Annotated in this window: 19 protein-coding genes and 1 pseudogene; 11 read left to right on the forward strand and 9 right to left on the reverse strand. The window is 57.2% G+C overall.

Translation table 11 applies throughout. The features are described 5' to 3' along the window. Window positions 1–59 precede the first annotated feature (59 nt). Window positions 60–620, forward strand: a complete 561-nt coding sequence (speG, locus tag BJF97_RS15715) for a spermidine N1-acetyltransferase (RefSeq protein WP_004102449.1) — start codon at window positions 60–62, stop codon at window positions 618–620. On the opposite strand, the gene BJF97_RS15720 is transcribed toward speG, so the two are convergent. Then, a complete protein-coding gene (locus BJF97_RS15720) occupies window positions 614–1,324 on the reverse strand; it encodes a YnfC family lipoprotein (protein ID WP_014229527.1) in 711 nt (236 codons plus the stop codon). The genes speG and BJF97_RS15720 overlap by 7 nt on opposite strands. Before the next feature lie 102 nt (window positions 1,325–1,426). Between BJF97_RS15720 and BJF97_RS15725 the strand changes: the two genes are divergently transcribed. From BJF97_RS15725 to clcB, 6 genes and pseudogenes are all read left to right on the forward strand, one after another. After that, window positions 1,427–1,678, forward strand: a complete 252-nt coding sequence (locus tag BJF97_RS15725) for a DUF1161 domain-containing protein (RefSeq protein ID WP_032694467.1) — start codon at window positions 1,427–1,429, stop codon at window positions 1,676–1,678. Between the two features lie 148 nt (window positions 1,679–1,826). Further along, a pseudogene (gene ynfE / locus BJF97_RS15730) lies at window positions 1,827–4,262 on the forward strand (selenate/tellurate reductase subunit YnfE). Between the two features lie 10 nt (window positions 4,263–4,272). Continuing rightward, complete coding sequence (locus tag BJF97_RS15735; protein ID WP_032694466.1) at window positions 4,273–4,890, forward strand: DMSO/selenate family reductase complex B subunit; 618 nt, start codon at window positions 4,273–4,275, stop codon at window positions 4,888–4,890. A 1-nt stretch (window position 4,891) separates the two neighbouring features. Then, window positions 4,892–5,749 (forward strand): DmsC/YnfH family molybdoenzyme membrane anchor subunit, encoded by an 858-nt coding sequence (locus tag BJF97_RS15740; RefSeq protein ID WP_014229530.1) that lies wholly within the window; start codon window positions 4,892–4,894, stop codon window positions 5,747–5,749. 40 nt (window positions 5,750–5,789) lie between these two features. Next, window positions 5,790–6,398, forward strand: a complete 609-nt coding sequence (gene dmsD, locus BJF97_RS15745; RefSeq protein WP_014838620.1) for a Tat proofreading chaperone DmsD — start codon at window positions 5,790–5,792, stop codon at window positions 6,396–6,398. Window positions 6,399–6,539: 141 nt separating this feature from the next. Continuing rightward, the gene (gene clcB / locus BJF97_RS15750; RefSeq protein WP_046876603.1) at window positions 6,540–7,835 is read left to right on the forward strand and encodes a voltage-gated ClC-type chloride channel ClcB; all 1,296 of its coding nucleotides are present in this window, start codon (window positions 6,540–6,542) and stop codon (window positions 7,833–7,835) included. On the opposite strand, the gene bioD is transcribed toward clcB, so the two are convergent. The 3 genes from bioD to BJF97_RS15765 all read right to left on the reverse strand — a co-directional run bounded on the left by bioD (window position 7,788) and on the right by BJF97_RS15765 (window position 10,858). Then, on the reverse strand, window positions 7,788–8,483 hold the full coding sequence (gene bioD / locus BJF97_RS15755) for a dethiobiotin synthase (RefSeq protein WP_004851267.1): 696 nt from the start codon (window positions 8,481–8,483) through the stop codon (window positions 7,788–7,790). The genes clcB and bioD overlap by 48 nt on opposite strands. Before the next feature lie 127 nt (window positions 8,484–8,610). Then, window positions 8,611–9,831 (reverse strand): sugar metabolism global transcriptional regulator Mlc, encoded by a 1,221-nt coding sequence (mlc, locus tag BJF97_RS15760; RefSeq protein ID WP_014229533.1) that lies wholly within the window; start codon window positions 9,829–9,831, stop codon window positions 8,611–8,613. A 133-nt stretch (window positions 9,832–9,964) separates the two neighbouring features. Next, on the reverse strand, window positions 9,965–10,858 hold the full coding sequence (locus tag BJF97_RS15765; protein ID WP_014229534.1) for a LysR family transcriptional regulator: 894 nt from the start codon (window positions 10,856–10,858) through the stop codon (window positions 9,965–9,967). 118 nt (window positions 10,859–10,976) lie between these two features. On the opposite strand from BJF97_RS15765, the gene BJF97_RS15770 reads away from it, so the two are divergent. Next, window positions 10,977–12,227 (forward strand): MFS transporter, encoded by a 1,251-nt coding sequence (locus BJF97_RS15770; protein WP_014229535.1) that lies wholly within the window; start codon window positions 10,977–10,979, stop codon window positions 12,225–12,227. 35 nt (window positions 12,228–12,262) lie between these two features. On the opposite strand, the gene BJF97_RS34920 is transcribed toward BJF97_RS15770, so the two are convergent. Next, complete coding sequence (locus BJF97_RS34920; protein ID WP_004851273.1) at window positions 12,263–12,355, reverse strand: KPN_01571 family protein; 93 nt, start codon at window positions 12,353–12,355, stop codon at window positions 12,263–12,265. Between the two features lie 301 nt (window positions 12,356–12,656). Here BJF97_RS34920 and BJF97_RS15775 point away from each other — a divergent pair, with 301 nt between their 5' ends. Together BJF97_RS15775 and asr are read left to right on the forward strand one after the other, a co-directional pair. Next, window positions 12,657–14,144, forward strand: a complete 1,488-nt coding sequence (locus BJF97_RS15775; protein WP_032694465.1) for a carboxypeptidase M32 — start codon at window positions 12,657–12,659, stop codon at window positions 14,142–14,144. Between the two features lie 174 nt (window positions 14,145–14,318). Next, window positions 14,319–14,744 carry an acid resistance repetitive basic protein Asr gene (gene asr, locus BJF97_RS32655; RefSeq protein ID WP_009654716.1) on the forward strand — a complete coding sequence of 142 codons (426 nt, stop codon included), beginning with the start codon at window positions 14,319–14,321 and terminating at the stop codon, window positions 14,742–14,744. 112 nt (window positions 14,745–14,856) lie between these two features. On the opposite strand, the gene BJF97_RS32660 is transcribed toward asr, so the two are convergent. Further along, on the reverse strand, window positions 14,857–15,192 hold the full coding sequence (locus BJF97_RS32660) for a hypothetical protein (protein ID WP_223240654.1): 336 nt from the start codon (window positions 15,190–15,192) through the stop codon (window positions 14,857–14,859). A 763-nt stretch (window positions 15,193–15,955) separates the two neighbouring features. On the opposite strand from BJF97_RS32660, the gene BJF97_RS15785 reads away from it, so the two are divergent. Next, complete coding sequence (locus BJF97_RS15785; RefSeq protein WP_032694464.1) at window positions 15,956–16,768, forward strand: trypsin-like serine peptidase; 813 nt, start codon at window positions 15,956–15,958, stop codon at window positions 16,766–16,768. A 4-nt stretch (window positions 16,769–16,772) separates the two neighbouring features. Here the strand turns inward: BJF97_RS15785 and BJF97_RS15790 are convergent, their stop codons facing one another. From BJF97_RS15790 to mdtJ, 3 genes are all read right to left on the reverse strand, one after another. Continuing rightward, a complete protein-coding gene (locus BJF97_RS15790) occupies window positions 16,773–18,929 on the reverse strand; it encodes a putative bifunctional diguanylate cyclase/phosphodiesterase (protein ID WP_014229540.1) in 2,157 nt (718 codons plus the stop codon). Window positions 18,930–19,034: 105 nt separating this feature from the next. Beyond that, the gene (gene mdtI, locus BJF97_RS15795; protein ID WP_004851284.1) at window positions 19,035–19,364 is read right to left on the reverse strand and encodes a multidrug/spermidine efflux SMR transporter subunit MdtI; all 330 of its coding nucleotides are present in this window, start codon (window positions 19,362–19,364) and stop codon (window positions 19,035–19,037) included. Beyond that, window positions 19,351–19,713, reverse strand: coding sequence for a multidrug/spermidine efflux SMR transporter subunit MdtJ (mdtJ, locus tag BJF97_RS15800; protein WP_004851286.1), 363 nt, complete (start codon window positions 19,711–19,713; stop codon window positions 19,351–19,353). The genes mdtI and mdtJ overlap by 14 nt, the downstream gene beginning before the upstream one ends. Between the last annotated feature and the right edge of the window lie 105 nt (window positions 19,714–19,818).

Genomic DNA, 19,818 nt, shown 5'->3' on the forward strand with positions numbered 1-19,818 from the left:
ATGGCGCCCGCACGGGCGCCACAATCACCAAAACTTCGCTATAACACACAGGTACTCCCATGACTGACGCTTATCACGTCAAACTCCGCCCGCTTGAGCGCGAAGATCTTCGCTTTGTCCACCAGCTCGACAACAACGCCAGCGTTATGCGCTACTGGTTTGAAGAGCCCTATGAAGCCTTTGTTGAGCTTTCCGACCTGTACGACAAACACATTCACGATCAGAGCGAACGCCGCTTTGTCATTGAATGCGACGGCGAAAAGGCCGGACTGGTTGAGCTGGTTGAAATCAACCACGTGCACCGCCGCGCCGAGTTTCAGATCATTATCTCTCCCGATTATCAGGGAAAAGGTCTGGCCACCCGCGCCGCTAAGCTCGCGATGGACTACGGCTTTATGGTGCTCAACCTGTATAAGCTCTACCTCATCGTCGATAAAGAAAATGAAAAAGCGATCCACATCTACCGCAAGCTCGGATTTATGGTGGAAGGCGAGCTGATTCATGAATTCTTTATTAACGGCGAATACCGCAATACCATCCGCATGTGCCTGTTCCAGCACCAGTATCTGGCCGAGCATAAACCGCAGGGCCAGACGCTGCTGAAACCGACGGCTCAGTAATAGTCAATAGTGCTTTTGATGGTGTAGTGGCGGGTTAACGCAGGCTGCACGCTGTCGTCGACAACCTTAAGCTCGCAGCTTACCGGGTTGTCGTGACTGTCGTAATCGCAGGTCTGGCTTACGTTGCCCAGCGCGCGGTCATTGAAGGTGCTCACTGCGGTGTAGTCCATTTTTTTGCGCGGATCGGATGACGGCGTTGAGGCCACCGTAAATTGTTCACCTTTGGCTATGGTGGTTTTGCCCAGCGGATAGCCTTCTCTATCGTAGCGGTACGTCGCTGTACTCTCCTTGCCGCGAGCGGTGACGACAAACCCGTTATCATCGGTTTCCCAGGAGACCCCCGCCGAGGGCATTTCCGCCAGCTGACATTTGCCTTGTAAACGCAGGCGCTTTTCGTGGCTTTGCGCATCCAGGTAGTAGTTAGCGTCCAGCACCAACGCCGCGCCGGTTTTATTCTCCCGATCCTCAAATGCCAGCAGGTCAAAACACCCTTCGCTGGATAAACGCCCTTTAACCCACTTCACCACCTGATCGTGTTCGTCATACAGCGTCTGGCTAAACGCTTTCACCGGCCCGCGCAGCGGATCGAACTCAAATTCGTTAGAAAAGCTGGCCATTTCCGGGGTGAAGGCCTGCGGCGCGCCCTTTTCATCGCAGGCGCTAAGCGCCCCGACAGCCAGTAACAGCAACAACCGTTTTTTCACGCGCGATTCCTTTTGTGCATAGTTCAATCATATTAGCAAATACAATTGTTTACACCACTTCTGCTATGCTTAAGTCTGGATAACGTTAATAAGGAGTTTATGATGAAACTATCACCCTGGCTATGTGCGGCTCTGCTTCTGGGTTCGACCGCTGCTTTCGCGGCGCCGGATTCCTGCGAGCGGGTAAAAAACGATATTCAGCAAAAAATCATCAACAACGGCGTCCCGGAATCGGGCTTCAGCCTGACGATAGTCCCGAACGACCAGCCCGATCAGCCCGGCGCACAGGTTGTCGGCCACTGCGCCAACGACACCTTTAAAATCATCTATACCCGCGACAGCGGTGCGCAGTAACCTCGCCGAATGTCTGGAGAAGTCTTATCCCTCGGTTGACCAGGGATAAGATCTCTCTACTCCATTTTAAGTATCATTCCTCACTCTCCACGCCGACCTTACGAAGGCGTTGGCATTACGCCATTATAACAAAATCATGGAGTGAGCAATGTCTAACCAGGAACATACCGACGGCCTTACCCGTCGAACGCTAATCAAATCAACCGCCCTTGGCTCGCTGGCTCTCGCCGCCGGCGGTTTATCGCTGCCTTTCAGCCTGAGTCACGCCGCTGCCGCGGTGCAAGACGCCGCTCACGGCGAGGAGCGTATCGTCTGGGGCGCCTGTTCGGTCAACTGCGGCAGCCGCTGCGCCCTGCGTTCACACGTGCGTGACGATGAAGTCGTCTGGGTCGAAACCGACAATACCGGCGCGGATATTTATGGCGATCATCAGGTGCGCGCCTGCCTGCGCGGCCGATCCATCCGCCGCCGCATTAATCATCCCGACCGCCTTAACTATCCCATGAAGCGCGTCGGCAAACGCGGCGAAGGCAAGTTTGTCCGCATTAGCTGGGAGGAGGCGCTGGATACGATCGCCGACAATCTCAAACGCATCGTCAAAGAGTATGGCAACGAAGCGGTTTATATTAACTACTCCTCCGGGATTGTCGGCGGCAATATCACCCGCTCCTCCCCTTACGCCTCGCTGGTCGCGCGTCTGATGAACTGCTACGGCGGTTTTTTAAGCCACTACGGTACCTACAGTACCGCGCAGATTTCCTGCGCGATGCCCTATACCTACGGCAGCAACGACGGCAACAGCACCTCCGATATCGAAAACAGCAAGCTGGTGGTGATGTTCGGCAATAACCCGGCGGAAACCCGCATGAGCGGCGGCGGGATCACTTACTATTTAGAACAGGCGCGAGAGCGCTCTAACGCGCGAATGATCGTTATAGACCCGCGCTACACGGACACCGCCGCCGGGCGGGAGGATGAGTGGATCCCGATTCGCCCCGGCACCGACGCCGCGCTGGTGGCGGGCATCGCCTAGGTGCTGATTAATGAAAATCTGGTCGATCAGGCGTTCCTCGATACGTACTGCGTCGGCTACGATGAAAAAACGCTGCCGGCAGATGCCCCGAAGAACGGGCATTACAAAGCGTATATTCTCGGACAGGGCGATGACGGCGTGGCGAAAACGCCGCAATGGGCCTCGCGGATCACCGGCATTCCCGTCGACCGCATCATCAAGCTGGCCAGGGAAATCGGCAGCACCAGGCCGGCTTACATTTGCCAGGGATGGGGTCCGCAGCGCCAGGCTAACGGCGAACTGACCTCCCGGGCGATCGCCATGCTGCCTATTTTGACCGGCAACGTCGGCATCAACGGCGGCAACAGCGGCGCTCGCGAGTCAACTTACACTATCACCATCGAACGCATGCCGCTGCCGGAAAACCCGGTGAAAACCCAGATCTCCTGCTTTAGCTGGACCGACGCCATCGATCGCGGCGCGGAAATGACCGCCACCCGCGACGGCGTGCGTGGCAAAGAGAAGCTGGACGTACCGATTAAATTCATCTGGAACTACGCCGGCAATACCATCATTAACCAGCACTCCGATATCAATAAGACCCACGAGATCCTGCAGGACGAAAGCAAGTGCGAGACGATCGTGGTTATCGAAAACTTTATGACCTCCTCGGCCAAATACGCCGATATCCTGCTGCCGGATCTGATGACCGTCGAGCAGGAAGACATTATTCCCAACGACTACGCCGGCAATATGGGCTATCTCATCTTTATTCAGCCGGTCACCTCCGCTAAATTCGAGCGCAAACCTATCTACTGGATCCTCAGCGAAGTGGCAAAACGGCTTGGCGAGGATGTCCACCAGAAGTTTACCGAAGGCCGTACCCAGGAGCAGTGGCTGCAGCATTTGTACGCGAAAATGCTGGCGAAAGACCCGGCGCTCCCGAGCTACGATGAACTGAAAAAGATGGGGATTTACAAGCGTAAAGACCCCAACGGACACTTTGTGGCCTACCGCGACTTCCGCAAAGACCCGGTCGCCAACCCGCTAAAAACCCCGTCGGGTAAAATCGAGATCTACTCCAGCCGTCTGGCGGATATCGCCGCCAAATGGCAGCTGGAAAAAGACGAAACCATCAGTCCATTACCGGTATATGCTTCTACTTTCGAAGGCTGGGACGATCCTCTGCGCGAGAAATTCCCGCTGCAAATGTTCGGCTTCCACTATAAAGCGCGTACCCACTCCAGCTACGGCAATGTGGATGTCCTGCAGGCGGCCTGTCGTCAGGAGGTGTGGCTAAATCCGCTGGACGCCGAAAAGCGCGGGATTAAGAACGGCGATATGGTGCGCGTATTCAACGCCCGCGGCGAGCTGCGCATTCCGGCTAAGGTGACCCCGCGCATCATGCCCGGCGTGTCGGCAATGGGCCAGGGCGCCTGGCATGACGCCAACATGAATGGCGATCGTATCGATCGCGGATCCTGTATTAATACGCTGACGACGCACCGCCCTTCGCCGCTGGCTAAAGGCAATCCGCAGCACACCAATCTGGTCGAAATCGAGAAGGTTTAAGGAGTAAACCATGAGCGCTCAGTATGGATTTTTTATCGATTCCGCCCGCTGCACCGGCTGTAAAACCTGCGAGCTGGCCTGCAAGGATTATAAAAACCTCACGCCTGACGTGCGCTTTCGCCGCATCTACGAATACGCGGGCGGCGACTGGCAGGAGGACAACGGCGTGTGGCAGCAAAACGTCTTCGCCTATTACCTGTCCATCGCCTGCAACCACTGCGAAGACCCGGCCTGCACAAAAGTGTGCCCCAGCGGCGCCATGCACAAGCGCGATGACGGCTTTGTGGTGGTGAATGAAGCGGTGTGCATCGGCTGTCGTTACTGCCACATGGCCTGCCCGTACGGCGCGCCGCAGTACAACGCGGCAAAGGGCCATATGACCAAATGCGACGGCTGCTATGACCGGGTCGCCGAGGGTAAAAAGCCGATTTGCGTCGAGTCCTGCCCGCTGCGGGCGCTCGACTTTGGCCCCATCGAAGAACTGCGTGAAAAGCACGGTCAGCTTGCCGCCGTCGCCCCGCTGCCTTCTGCGCACTTCACCAGGCCGAGTATCGCGATCAAACCGAACGCCAACGCGCGTCCGTGCGGCGATACCACCGGCTATCTGGCCAATCCGAAGGAGGTGTAAAATGGGAAATGGATGGCATGAATGGCCGCTGGTGCTGTTTACGGTGCTGGGGCAAAGCGTCGCAGGGGCGATTATCGTCAGCGGGCTCGGCTGGCTTTCGCTGAATAATAACTCCGAAGCCCGGCAGCGCCTGGTGCGCTGCATGTTTTTTATCTGGCTGGTCATGGGGATTGGCTTTCTGGCGTCGATTATCCACCTCGGCTCGCCGCTGCGGGCATTTAACTCTCTTACCCGGGTCGGCGCATCGGCGTTAAGTAATGAAATCGCCAGCGGCGCGCTGTTTTTCGCCGTCGGAGGAGTCTGGTGGCTGCTGACGTTTCTCGGCAAAATGCCGGCAATCCTGGCCAAGGCCTGGCTTCTGCTCACCATGCTGCTCGGCTGCCTGTTCGTCCTCGAGATGACCCTGGTCTATCAAATTAATACCGTGCCGACCTGGTATAATGCCTACACCACCGCCGCCTTCTTCCTGACGATGGTGCTGTGCGGGCCGCTTTTCGCCGCCCTGTTGCTGCGGGTAGCCAACGTGCCTTTTAACGGCACGGTCTTCGCGTCGATGAGCGTCCTCGCGCTGCTGGCAAGCCTGGCCGTGGTCATTTTGCAGAACAGCGAACTGGCGGAGATCCGCAGTTCCGTGCAGCAGGCCAGCGCCCTGCTGCCAAACTACGGCTGGCTACAAATCCTGCGTTTAGCATTTTTGACGCTGGGCCTTGGCTGCTGGATCTGCCCGCTGGCAAGAAAGAAAAACCCGCGCATCGCCAGCCTGCTGCTCGGACTGATACTGGTATTACTCGGCGAGTTTATCGGTCGAGGCCTGTTTTATGGCCTACATATGACCGTCGGTACGGCGATTGCCGGTTAATGAATGGGTGCCGCGGTACCCTCTGCAGTAAGGAATAGATATGATGCAATCGCAAGACCGCGATGCCGTCGCACTCAGCGCCCGTACGCTGGGGGCGTTGTTCTCTTATGCTCCGGGCAGCGAGCAGGCTACTCCGCTGGTTGCCGCCCTGCGCGACGGCAGCTGGCAAAGTCAGTGGCCCTGGCCGGTCGCGAACGGCCTGGCGGCGCAGTTCGCTCTCGAAGACGATGAACCGCTGGCGGACGCCTGGCAGCGGCTGTTCATCGGCCCGTGGGCGCTGCCTGCGCCGCCGTGGGGCTCCGTCTGGCTGGATAAAGAAAGCGTGCTGTTTGGCGACTCTACGCTGGCGCTGCGCGAGTGGATGCGGGCTAACGGCATCGGTTTGTCTGAGCAACGCGCTGAACCGGAAGACCACTTCGGTACGCTGCTGCTGCTGGCGGCCTGGCTTTGTGAATCCGGTCAGGATGAGGCATTTAACCAGCTTCTGGCCTGGCATCTTCTCCCGTGGTCGGGCCGTTTTCTGAGCGTGTTTATTGCCGGGGCGGGAAACCCTTTTTATCAGGCTCTTGGTCAGCTGGCGCAAGAAACGCTGACGCGATGGCAGGCGCGGCTGCCCTGCGCGGTCGCGGATAAGCCGCTCTACCGCTAATGCCCTGACGTTATGCCCGCCCGCCGGGCATAACGCATTTCGTGACAACGTCACCTTTAGCCTCTTTCGCACTTATCGCTTTTGCGTCTATGCTTATTCCCGGTAAAAATAAGCCCCATTTCCCGTTAACCGAATTCGCTGATGCATCGTCTTCACGCTTATCCTGATGTTCAGGTTATGTTTCGCCGCATGGTTATCGCCATGCTGGTCGGCGTCCTCGCCGCGCTCGCGGTTGCCCTGTTTCGCCATGCGATGACCGGTCTGGAAAGCCTGTTTCTGAGCAATGACAGCGGAAGCCTGGTGAACGCCGCCGAGTCGTTGCCACCATGGCGTCGGTTGCTGACGCCCGCGCTTGGCGGCCTTGCGGCTGGTGCCCTGCTCTGGCTCTGGCAGCGCCGCACCCTTGCGCGGCCCCGTGCGCCAACCGACTATATGGAAGCGCTCGAGACCGGCGACGGCGTGTTTGATACGCCAGCCAGCCTGGTAAAATCGCTGGCCTCTCTGCTGGTGGTGACGACCGGCAGCGCCATCGGTCGCGAGGGGGCGATGATCCTGCTGGCGGCGCTGGCCGCGTCGCTGTTCGCCCGCCGCTTTACGCCAAAAGAAGAGTGGAAGCTATGGGTAGCCTGCGGCGCCGCCGCCGGGATGGCCAGCGCTTACCACGCTCCGCTGGCCGGGAGCCTGTTTATCGCCGAGATCTTATTCGGTACCCTGATGCTGGCGTCGCTTGGCCCGGTGGTGATTGCCGCGGTGGTGGCCCTGCTGCTGACCAATCTGCTGAACGGCGATTCGGCTCCGCTGTATCACGTTGAATTCCACGAAACCCTGAGCGCGACGCACTATGCGCTGATGCTGGCGACGGCGCTGCTGGCCGGGCTTTGCGGGCCGCTGTTTATCTGGCTGATGAGCTATAGCCACCGGTGCTTTGTCCGGCTGCACCTGTCGCCCCCGTGGCAGCTGGCGCTGGGCGGCCTTATCGTCGGTCTGCTGTCGCTGCTCGCGCCGGCCGTCTGGGGAAATGGCTATAGCGTTGTGCAAAGCTATCTTCTTTCGCCGCCGCTCTTCAGCGCCATGATTGTGGTGTTTGTCTGCAAGCTGCTCGCCGTGCTGGCCAGCAGCGGTTCCGGCGCGCCGGGCGGCGTTTTTACCCCAACGCTGTTTGTTGGGCTGGGGATCGGCATGCTGTTCGCCAGCCTGACCGGGCTGTGGCTACCTGATTACCAGGCTATCGCGATAGTGGTTGGCTTAACCGGCATGGCGGCGTTTCTGGCAGCCACCACCCACGCGCCGATTATGTCCACGCTGATGATTTGTGAAATGACCGGACAATACGTTTTACTGCCCGGTTTACTGATTGCCAGCGTACTGGCGTCGGTGCTGTCGCGGACGTTACGCCGGGATTCTATCTACCGCCATCACCTCGCCGAGTATCGATAAGTCGATATACTGGCTCAGTTCACGCTGCTCCGCGCGCGGTAAGTAAGGCAGTTCACCGATCAGCGGCGCCGGCAGCTTTTTGCTCAGCACCTCGATGATTTCAGCATAATGCGCCAGGCCTGGGTTAATCCGGTTGGCCACCCAGCCGATCAGCGGCAGGCCGTCGTTGGCAATCGCCTGCGCGGTCAGCAGAGCATGATTGATACAGCCTTCCTGAATGCCGACGACCATTAACACCGGCAGCTGTTCCTGCACCACCCATTCCGAAAGCGGACGCAGGTCGTTCATCAGGCTGCGCCAGCCGCCGGTACCTTCAACCACCACATGTTCAACCTGGCCGCTGAGGCGCTGGAGACCATCCGACAGCAGTCCGTAGTTGATCGGGCAACTGTGCGCCACGCTGCTTTCATCTTCGCTTAACGCGATGGGATTGACAGCTTCATACGGTAACACCAGCGATGACACGCTCTGTAAGACCAGCGCATCTTTGTTCCGCAGTCCGTCCGGCGTCTCTTTACTGCCCTTCGCCACAGGCTTGTACCCGGCGACGCTTTTGCCGCTGGCAGCCAGTGCCTGCAACAGCGCACGGGAAACCACCGTCTTGCCGACAGCGGTGTCAGTACCTGTTATGAAGAAACGCTTAAACATCACTAACCCCACAGTTATGTTGATGAAATATACGGGAGAGAAATAATCAACTGTGGAAAAAGTCTACGCGATGCTGCCGGAAGCCAGCTTGAGATAGCGCAATTTTTGGTGTGAATATGAAAAAATGTTAACCCTGTAACAGTCGTATCAGCAGCGATCCGTTATAGAGGGCATCCTTTACCAGGGCCGCGCCAGCCATCGTTCCCCGGTTAGAAAACTGGGTGCTTTCCACGGCAATATGTCGGCTATAGGCTGGTAACGATTGTTGTCGAATACAATCAGATATTGCCGGAAACAGGATATCCGCGGCGAGATTGAAGGGAGAGCCGATAAGGATTTTCTGCGGGTTAAAGAGGTTAACCATAATCGCCAGAATCCGTCCAACGTGGTTCCCGACGCCGCTGATAATGTCCCGCGCCAGTAAATCCCCCTGCAGCGCGGCCTGACATAGCCATTCAACGCTCAGCGGCTGCTGATGCAGCATTGAGCTCATCGATTTCGCCATGCGGATCTGCGCCAGTTCCAGCACACTCTCCACGCTGGCAATGGTTTCCAGACAGCCATGGTTACCGCAATAGCAGCGTTTACCATACGGATCGACCTGGGTGTGGCCGATTTCGACCAGACTGCTGCTGCCCGCGTGCAGCAGACGACCGTCGGTGATCACGCCCGCGCCAACGTTATGGTCGATCACCACCTGAATCACATCTCGCGCTCCCCGGGAGGCGCCAAACAGCGATTCGGCCATGGTCCAGGCGCTGATATCGTGCTGAATGTAAACCGATACGCCGGTATGATTGGCTAAGATTTCGCCCAGCGGCATGTCTTTAACGTCTTCATAAAACGGCATCCGGTGGATGATTCCGTGCTCGGTATCGATGATCCCCGGCATGGTGACGGCGATGGCGGTTAAACGCTCCAGCTTCTTTTGGTGACGAATAAAGAACTGGTCAACCTGATCGAGCAGCCGGCTCGCGAAGGGCTGAACGTGCTGTAACGCCAGTTCCAGCTGCTCTTCCACCACCAGCGCGCTGCTTAAATCCCGTAGCGCGAGGTGGATCTCGCCGCGGCTGATGCGGATAGAGAGGTAGTGCCAGGCTTCGGTTTCCACCATCAAGCCAACGGCAGGCCTTCCCCGGCTCCCTGGCTCCTGGATCTCCGTCTCCTGGACCAGATGCGCTTCCAGCATTTCGCGGACGATTTTGGTGATGCTGGCAGGGGCCAGCTGCGCGAAGCGCGAGAGGTCGATGCGCGACACCGGGCCAAGCTGATCAATCAGGCGATAAACCGCGCCCGCGTTGGTCTGCTTAATTTGATCGATATGGCCTGGCTGACTGTCCGCTACCACCGTTGACTCCCTTTATTTTCGCGCTTCGAAATAAACTGATGGCTATGGTGAAGCACTTCAACGGTACTCGTCAAATTTTTGCTTAGCCTTGTGATTTACCGCACATTTTTAGCCGTTATTTGTCCTAAATGTCTCATGTGGCGCTGGCAAGCAGCGATTCACGAAAACGCCGGGCCGCTTGCCCCTGTTCGTGATGCTTCGACCACACCAGCCACATTTCCGACACCGCGTCCTGCTCTTCGATCGGCAGCCAGCACATTTCCAACAGCTGGACCCGCCTGAAGGACGCCGGTAAAATCGACACGCCAAGACCGGCGGCCACCAGGCCGATAATCGTCATTGCCTCCCCCACCTCCTGGGTGATGGCTGGCGTCAGGTCGTAGCGGCGCATCAAGCCCAGAATGTCGTCATACAGCCCGGTACCCACATGGGGATCGAAAAACACGAACGGCTCCCGCGCCAGTTCCCGCAGGCTTACGCGCGGCTGGCTGGCCAGCGGATGATCGCGGGGTACCATCGCCAGCAGCGGTTCGCGCAGCACTCTTTCCCAGGCCAGGGTATCCGGCAGCTGGGTATTACGCATCAGTCCCAGATCCAGCGCGCCCTCGTTCAGCGGCACAATCTGCTCGCGCGTGTTGGTTTCCCGCGTCTGAATATGCACATCGGGATAGCGGCGGCGAAAGGTCGACAGCGTGTCGGAAACCGCCTTGATAAAGGGGGCCGATGAGGTAAAGCCAATGCGCAGCTCGCCGGTTTCGCCGTGGTGAAGCCGAGCCGCGCGCGCGGCAGCATCATCGACCTGCGAGAGGATCTGCCGGCTATCGGCGAGAAACTGCCTTCCGGCTTCGGTCAGGCTGACGCTGCGATTAGTACGAGCAAACAGACGCGCGCCAATTTGCTGTTCAAGGATTTGAATCTGCTGGCTAAGCGGCGGCTGAGAGATATTTAACCGCGCCGCCGCATGGCCAAAATGGAGCTCTTCCGCCACGGCAATAAAATAGCGCAGATGGCGCAGTTCAATATTCATATTTAAAACGTCTTATTTGAGATTATTAATATATTAGACAGAATATTTACATTTTCATACCCTGAATAAGTGGCCATTGCGGTCACTTAACTCTCTGTATATCAGCAAGGATTTTTCCGTGAGTCGTACAACTACCGTTGACACCGCCCCGGCAAACGACGTCAGCGACATCATCGCTCCTCAGCCAAACCAGTTTATCAAACGCGGTACTCCGCAATTTATTCGCGTCACTCTCGCCCTCTTTTCTGCCGGACTGGCGACGTTCGCGCTGCTTTATTGCGTCCAGCCGATCCTCCCGGTGCTTTCCAGTGAATTCGGCGTCTCGCCGGCCAGCAGCAGTATCTCGCTGTCGATTTCCACGGCGATGCTGGCGGTCGGCCTGCTGTTTACCGGTCCGCTGTCCGACGCCATTGGCCGCAAACAGGTGATGGTTACCGCGCTGGTGCTGGCCTCCTGCTGCTCACTGCTGTCGACGATGATGTCCAGCTGGCATGGGATCCTGATGATGCGCGCCCTGATCGGCCTGTCGCTGAGCGGCGTGGCGGCGGTCGGCATGACCTATCTGAGCGAAGAGATTCACCCCAGCGTGGTGGCGTTCTCAATGGGTCTTTATATCAGCGGAAACTCCATTGGCGGCATGAGCGGCCGTCTGCTGACGGGGGTATTTACCGATTTCTTCGGCTGGCGGATAGCGCTGGCGGTCATTAGCGGCTTCGCGCTGGCGGCCGCGCTGATGTTCTGGCGCATCCTGCCGGAATCGCGCCACTTCCGTCCAACCTCGCTGCGGCCAAAATCGCTGCTGATCAACTTCCGCCTGCACTGGCGCGATCGCGGGCTGCCGCTGCTGTTTCTTGAGGGTTTCTTGTTAATGGGGTCATTCGTGACGCTGTTTAACTATATCGGCTACCGCCTGATGCTTTCGCCGTGGTCCCTCAGCCAGGCGGTCGTTGGCCTGCTATCGGTGGCCTATTTGACCGGTACCTGGAGTTCGCCGAAAGCCGGGGCCATGACCGTTCGCTACGGTCGCGGCCCGGTGCTGCTGTTCTCGACTGCGGTGATGCTCGGTGGCCTGCTGCTGACCCTGTTCTCATCGCTGTGGCTGATTTTTATCGGCATGCTGCTGTTTTCCGCGGGTTTCTTCGCGGCCCACTCGGTGGCCAGCAGCTGGATTGGCCCGCGCGCGCGTCGTGCCCGCGGCCAGGCGTCATCGCTCTATTTATTCAGCTACTATCTGGGTTCCAGCATGGCGGGGACGTTAGGCGGCGTATTCTGGCATAACTACGGCTGGAACGGCGTAGGTGGGTTTATCGCGCTGATGCTGCTGGCGGCGCTGCTCACCGGCGCGTGTTTACACAAGCGACTGAAATAACGCAGATTAACGTGGCCTGAAACGGGCCACGCTCTTCACCACATCCCCAGTACCGACGACATTCCCAACAGTTCTCTAACGGCATCGACGGAAAGCAGTGCTATAAACAGCCAGGTAAACGGATTCATAATCCACCTCGCATCGGCGGCCCGTGCCTGCATTAAGTTTAGCCGTAGTTCAGAGAAAGCGTCTGCTACTTTTACGCACATCTGGATTATTTCGAGCCAAACATAAAATACGCAATCGATTAATCACTACATTATGCTGATGCTTGCGTCGAGCGGGCGAGCCGACGCTGTGGGCAATTTCCCATTAACGTCGGGGTGATTTATGTCGAAAGCGCCCGCATCCCTCGACCCCACCGGCGGATCGCGATAGTGTAGGCCCACGAAAAAGCTTTTGTTCACTTGCCACCGTCAGAGTGTAAACATGACCGAAAATAAAAATTATCATCAGCTTACCCGCACCTTCCAGCGACTCTCCCGCTTCTCGCATCTTTCCGCCATCGCCGGCTGGGATATGTTCGCCATGATGCCCCCCGGCGGCAGCGCGGCCCGCGGCGAAGCGCTGGCCGAGCTTGGCGTTTTGCAGCATCAGATCCTGACCGATAAAAAAGTGGGTGAATGGCTGCAGAATGCGCTTCAGGAAGAGCTAAATGATGTGGAACAGGCCAACCTGCGCGAAATGACCCGTCAGTACGAACAGGCGGCGCTGCTGCCGGAAAGCCTGGTGGAAGCGAAATCGCTGGCGGGTAGCCGCTGCGAGCACGCCTGGCGCAGCCAGCGTCCGGCGAACGACTGGCAGGGTTTTGCCGAGAACCTGCGTGACGTCGTCAAACTGAGTCGCGAAGAGGCGCAGATTCGGGCTGCGGCAAAAGGCGGTTCCCGCTACGACGCGCTGCTGGATATTTTTGAACCCGATATGACCAGCGCCCGTCTTGACGTACTGTTCGCGGACCTGAAATCCTGGCTTCCTTCGCTGCTGGAGAAGGTGGTTGAGAAGCAGGCGCAAACGCCGCTCATCGAACCTCAAGGGCCGTTTCCGATTGCCGACCAGCGCGAGCTGGGGCTGGAGGCGATGCGCGTTCTGGGATTTGATTTTGACGGCGGACGCCTGGATATCAGCGCCCACCCGTTCTGTGGCGGCGTGCCCCAGGACGTCCGTATCACCACGCGCTACAACGAAAACGACCTGCTCAGCGCGCTGTTTGGCGTCATTCACGAAACCGGCCACGCGCGCTATGAACAAAACCTGCCGCGCAACTGGCTCGATCAGCCCATTGCCCTCGCCCGCTCCACGGCGATCCATGAATCGCAAAGCCTGTTTTTCGAGATGCAGCTTGGCCGTAGCGACGCCTTCCTGCAGCGCCTGCTGCCAACGGTACACCAGTACTTTGGTGAACAGCCGGCCTTTAGCCGCGAAAACTTCATCGCCTGGAACCAGCGCGTCAAACCGGGCTTTATCCGCGTCGACGCTGACGAAGTGAGCTATCCGGCACACGTTATTCTGCGCTACGAAATTGAACGCGCGCTGATTGATGGCGATATTGAGGTCGAGGATATTCCGGCGCTGTGGGATGAAAAAATGCAGCACTGGCTGGGACTTTCCACCCTCGGCAACTATCGCGACGGCTGTATGCAGGATATCCACTGGACCGACGGCGGTTTTGGCTATTTCCCTTCCTACACGCTTGGCGCGATGTACGCCGCTCAGCTGATGGCTTCCGCCAGACGGGCGCTACCGCAGCTGGAAAGCGATATCGCCAACGGTAACTTCAGCGCCCTGTTTGACTGGCTGCGGCAAAATATCTGGCAGCACGGTAGCCGTTTTACCACCTCGCAGCTGATTCAGAATGCAACCGGAGAAGACCTTAACAGCGACTATTTCCACCAGCACCTTACCTCGCGTTATCTGTAAATCACCGGCGTCGGGCCGCGCCCGACGCCGTGTCCCATCGTTGTAGCAGCGCGTTGTACATATGGTTACACGCCGATACCAAACACTCACGGAAACCTCGATAAGACAGGCATATAGTTCTTTCAACGGCCCCGCAGTGGGGTTGAAACAAGAAACCTTTTCGAGGATATCAGAATGAAAAAAGTATTAGCTCTGGTCGTTGCCGCTGCAATGGGTCTGTCTTCTGTTGCTTTCGCTGCCGATGCTGCCACCACCACGACTCCGGCGCCGGCTGCTGCAACTCACAGCACCACCGCTAAAGCGACCCACCACAAGAAACACCATACCGCCGCTGCGAAACCAGCTGCTGAGCAGAAAGCGCAGGCTGCGAAAAAGCACAAAAAAGCAGCCGCTAAACCCGCTGCCACCCAGAAAGCGCAGGCCGCTAAAAAGCACAAAAAAGCAGAAGCTAAACCGGCTGCCACCCAGAAAGCTCAGGCCGCTAAGAAACACAAAAAAGCCGCTGCTAAACCGGTAGCTCAGAAAGCACAGGCAGCGAAAAAACACCACAAAACCACCAAACATCATACCGCTAAACCAGCTGCACAACCGGCTGCTTAATCTCCCGGGTTAAGCGATGTGATATGATATCGGCGCTGGCTTCAGCGCCGTTTTTTTCTGGAGAGCACCATGCTGCGGCGCTATCGTTTTGAGCTCATCCTGATCCTGCTGATTATCTGCGCGCTGGTCGCCAGCCGTTTTTTTCTTTACTAAACCTATTGCTGCCACAGGTTGTCGCCGAGACCGTCGTCAAACGTTTGACGTAACGCGCCGTTAGCCAACGACGAACCGCCAGAATATCAAGCGAAAGCACGCTCCGGTCGATACGCACCCACACCGCCGTCAACAGCCCCAGACAGCAGCCGATACCGTCGGCGATATGAATACACTGCGGAAAAAAGAGAATATCGTTGGGGTCGCTTAATGCGGTCGCCAAACCTGCTATCACCCCGCTACGCTTTGTTGCCACCTGCTGCGCAACGGCACCTTCACGCAATATTGCCGGCAACGTTAGCGCCCGGAAGAGAAAAAGTAAGGGACGGAGATTTTGCTGACGAGAACACCGGCGGCCTGTCCGGGGATTTATCTATCAATCAAACGCCGGAACGGGCGGCGCTGGCCGCAAAGCGCGCTCAGCCCGCCGCTTAAACCTGCCTGGTTCCGCCACGATGAGGCCGCGGATTAAAGAACGTGAACCGCCGTCACCAGCAGATAGCCCGTCGCGCCCCAAATCATTGCTGATACCAGCGAAACGTAAACCAATGCGCGAATACCTTGTTTAGACATAAATCCTCCCGTATATCGGGTGTTTGACATTGCAGATATCATCGCCGGGATAACATCTCTGTTTGCTCAACAAGGTGATAGCAATAGCAACGTTTTCGGTGAGAAAATGTTTCGCTTTGAAAGTAAGTGATAAACAGGTAAAGAAGTCCGATTTTCCTGTGAAGATATCTCTTTTTTTGCGTGATATTGGCCGTTTTCGCCATTAACTGCCTTGAGAAAAAGCTGAACCGAAAATCCTTTATTCGCCCCCCGCCGGTTGTACGTTCGGATACACGATTTATGTTGCTTCCGCTGCCCTTTTCTGCGGAAATAACGCCGCAGGAAAATGGCGTTAACATATTGAATTCTCGCCATTCATCCGTAAGCGACTGGCGTTTTTTGCTGATTTCGCCTGCCGCCTGGCTTAATTAAAATTATTCTTAACTTTCATAAACTTAAATCTGCTGCTACTTTCAATATACATAATTATCTCCCCAGAGAGTGATATGCGTAGAGACGTCCTGTTATTACTGTGTTCAATTTACCTGTTTCCAGCGCTGGTCCAGGCCGACGATGATGGCATGAGTGCAAAAGATATTAAGACGCTGTTTTTTGGTCACGACGACCGAAAACCGGTCAGCAACCCCACGGACGATCCCTGGGATGCGATTGGGCAACTGGAAACCGCCAGCGGTAATCTCTGTACCGCCACGCTTATCTCCCCCAATCTGGCGCTCACCGCCGGGCACTGCCTGCTCACGCCGCCCAAAGGCAAACCGGATAAACCCGTCGCGCTGCGTTTTATCTCGCGTAAAGGCGGCTGGGTGTACGAAATTCACGGTATTGAAGGCCGCGTAGACCCTTCGCTGGGGAAACGGCTTAAGGCGGACGGCGATGGCTGGATAGTTCCCAGCGCCGCGGCGCCGTGGGATTTTGGCCTTATCGTGCTGCGCTACGCCCCTTCCGGCATTACGCCGGTGCCGATTTTTAGCGGCAGCAAAGCCGATCTGACCGCCGCGCTAAAAACCGCAGAACGAAAAGTAACTCAGTCTGGCTATCCGGAAGATCATCTGGATAATCTCTATACCCACCAGGATTGCGTAGTCACCGGCTGGGCGCAGACATCGGTGCTCTCTCATCAGTGCGATACGCTGCCGGGGGATAGCGGCTCGCCGCTGCTGCTGAAAACCGACGACGGCTGGCAGGTGATTGCGGTGCAGAGTTCGGCGCCTGGACCAAAAGATCGCTGGCGGGCGGACAACCGCGCCATCTCCGTCACCGGCTTTCGCGATAAGCTTGAAGCGCTGGCTGCCCAGTAAGCGGTCAGCCTTGCTGCTGGCGCAGCTGCAATAACGACGCGACGGGCATCGGCTCGCTGAAGAAGAAACCCTGCAATCTGTCACATCCCGCCCGCCGCAGCAGCGCCAGCTGTTGCTGATTCTCAACGCCCTCCGCCACCACCGTGATGCCTAACGCTCCGGCAATACGGACGGTCCCGCGCACCAGCTCCGCCGCCTGGGTATCCACATCCACCAGCCCGGCCAGGGATTTGTCGATTTTAAGACTGTCGAAGCTGAAGCTGCGTAAATAGCCGATGCTGGAATAGCCGGTGCCAAAATCATCGAGCGCCACCGCGATGCCAAGCGCCCTTAAGTTCTCAATGGCCGACTTCGCCCGCTCGGGATTCTCCAGCACGTAGCTCTCCGTGACTTCGAGCTGTAACCGACGGGCCGGGAAATGACAGCGGCCCAGCGCCTGCACCACCCGCGACTCAAACTCCGGATCGCGGAACTGCGCCGGGGAGATATTCACCGACAGCAGCAGATCGTCCAGTGGCTGCAGTTCGCTACAGGCGCGTTCAAGCACAAACTGGCCAAGCGCGTAGATCAAACCGCTACTTTCGGCGATACCGATAAACGCATCCGGCGGCAGCGCCCCCTGAGGACGCCGAGGCCAGCGCAGCAGCGCTTCCACGCCTTCCATAACCAGCGTATCGGCGTTGACGATCGGCTGATACCAGACATCAAACTCTTCGTTCTCCAGTCCCTGACGAATGCCATTTTCGATATTCAGCTGATACTGCCGCGCGTCGCTGAGCGCTTCGTCATACCAGGTCGTGCGCCCTTTGCCGGTTTTTTTCGAGTGGTACATGGCAATATCGGCGCGGCGAAAAAGCTCGGTGCTGGAGCAGCTTGCCGGGAGGCCACTGGCGATACCGATACTGGCGCTGATATAAATTTTTCGCTCGTTGAGGATAACGGGCGCTTTTAACAGTTCCAGTACCGCCCAGGCAAAAGCCAGCGCCTGATTTACCGCCTGTTCGCCGCTTACCGTCATCGCGAACTCATCGCCGCCCATACGCGCCAGCATCCCTTCAGGCGGAACGCGCTCCCGAAGTTCTTTAGCGATATGAATAATCAGCGCATCGCCAACGTCATGGCCGTAGTTATCATTAACATCCTTAAAGCCGTCGAGATCGATAAATACCACGCTTTGCATTTGGTATTGGGAGGTATCGCACACCTGGTTAAGGCGTTCGATCAGCGCCCGTCGGTTTGGCAGGCGGCTCAGCCAGTCGGTCATGGCACTGTCGCGCGCCAGCTTTTCGCCGCGCGCCAGCTTGTAAAGCCCGAGGTAGCTGAAGAGAATAAACAGCAGGATCAGCCCAGCCGCCACGGCGGCAATCAGCCGCATACTGTCGGAGGCCGCCCGCGCGGCTTCCGCGCCGGGAAGCCCCGGCTGCCAGCTCAGGTAACCCACGATCTCCCCGGCCTGGGTGCGCAGCGGAATACTGTATTCTCCGCCGCCTGGCGTGACGTGCAGGTTGCGAATCTGAAACGTGTCGCCCAGGCGCTCAAGCATTTGCGAGTTGATATGGCGGGTGATCACCAGATAGCGACGCGTATCATCATGCACCTGTAGCCGCCCTGCCGTCGGGCGAATCAGGCCAATACCAATAAACGCAATACCGGCGCGGGTTCGCGTGATGCCGGCATAAGCGCTTTTACCGCTGCGCAGCGCGGCGGCATGCTGCGAGATAAGCGAACGAAAACCGTTGCCGAGGAATTGGGTATCCTGCTCGGTAAAGCTCTCACTGCGAAACGATCCCCACAGCACCCGATAGTGCTGGTCGAGTACGAAAGTGCCGTCATAGAGATTATTGATTTTAAAACCCGATCCCCATGAGTTGTAGAGCCATTGCGGATCGAGCCTATCGGTATAGGTCTGATGCACCGCATCATCCCAGATAGCGTTATCCATCACCAGCGACAGCACGCGGTTCACCGAGGTCTGCACCGCCCCGTCCACCGATAGCACGGAACGATGTTTATCAATTTCGTTTGCTTTCAGGCCGATCAGGTGTTGGGTGAGATAAAGGAGCGAAACAATGGACACGATTAAGCCGATCCCGGCGAGGACAATCATGATGGACAGCGTTCTGGCGGAGGGAATATTGCGCCAGCCTGGCAAATGAATCATGTTCTGCCCTCATATCGGCCGGCAGCAAAATACGCCGAACTGGCTCTTTTTTAAGCGTAATACAGAGAGCAGAATTTACCGCCCGCATTCACAGGCGGCATCATATCAGGCGAGTTTAATTAACACCATGCCGACCACCAGCAGAAGCAGACCGGCCCAGCCTTTATGATTCAGCCGCTGGCCAAACAGCACCCAGCCGGCGGCAATGGTCGCCGCGATACCGAAACCGCCCCACAGCGCATAGGCCACCGACAGGTCAATTCCTTTGACCGCCTGCGAAAGCGCGCTAAAGGCGCCCAGGACCGCCGCCAGCGACATAATGCCGTAGAATTTACGTCGAAAGCCGTCGGAAAATTTCAGAAAAACGTTGGCCAAAATTTCCAGCGCAATCGCCAGCGCCAGCCAGGCGGCGTGGACCCACTCAAACTGTTGCATGCGCTTTCTCCTTGCCCGGCTTCACCGCTTTCTGCGTCCCCGATTTAATCAAGACAATCCCGGCGACCAGGGTCACCAGGCCGGCGATTTTTATCGTCGACAGCGTCTCATCAAACAGCAGGACGCTGAAGATAGTGATCAGTAAAATGCCGATCCCCTCCCAGAGGGCATAGGCCACGCCGAGGGCGATTTTTTTCACCGCGAAAGCCAGAAAAATATAAGAAAGCGCGATCATGACCAGCATTAAAATAAAACCAGTATGGCCGCCGCTTACGCTTGCCCATTTCATCGACAACGTGCCGGTAATTTCAGCAACGATAGCTAAAGCTAATAAAATCCAATAAAACATGATCCCTTCTCCTGCTTGAGAATATAATCCATGGCGGCTTACAGAGAAGTAAACCGGAAAAATTCTGACGTTAAATTAGCCGTGCGCAGCGCGCCAGCTCAGGCA

Origin of the sequence: Klebsiella sp. LTGPAF-6F (genome assembly GCF_001753185.1) — a bacterium.
Lineage (GTDB): Bacteria > Pseudomonadota > Gammaproteobacteria > Enterobacterales > Enterobacteriaceae > Klebsiella > Klebsiella michiganensis.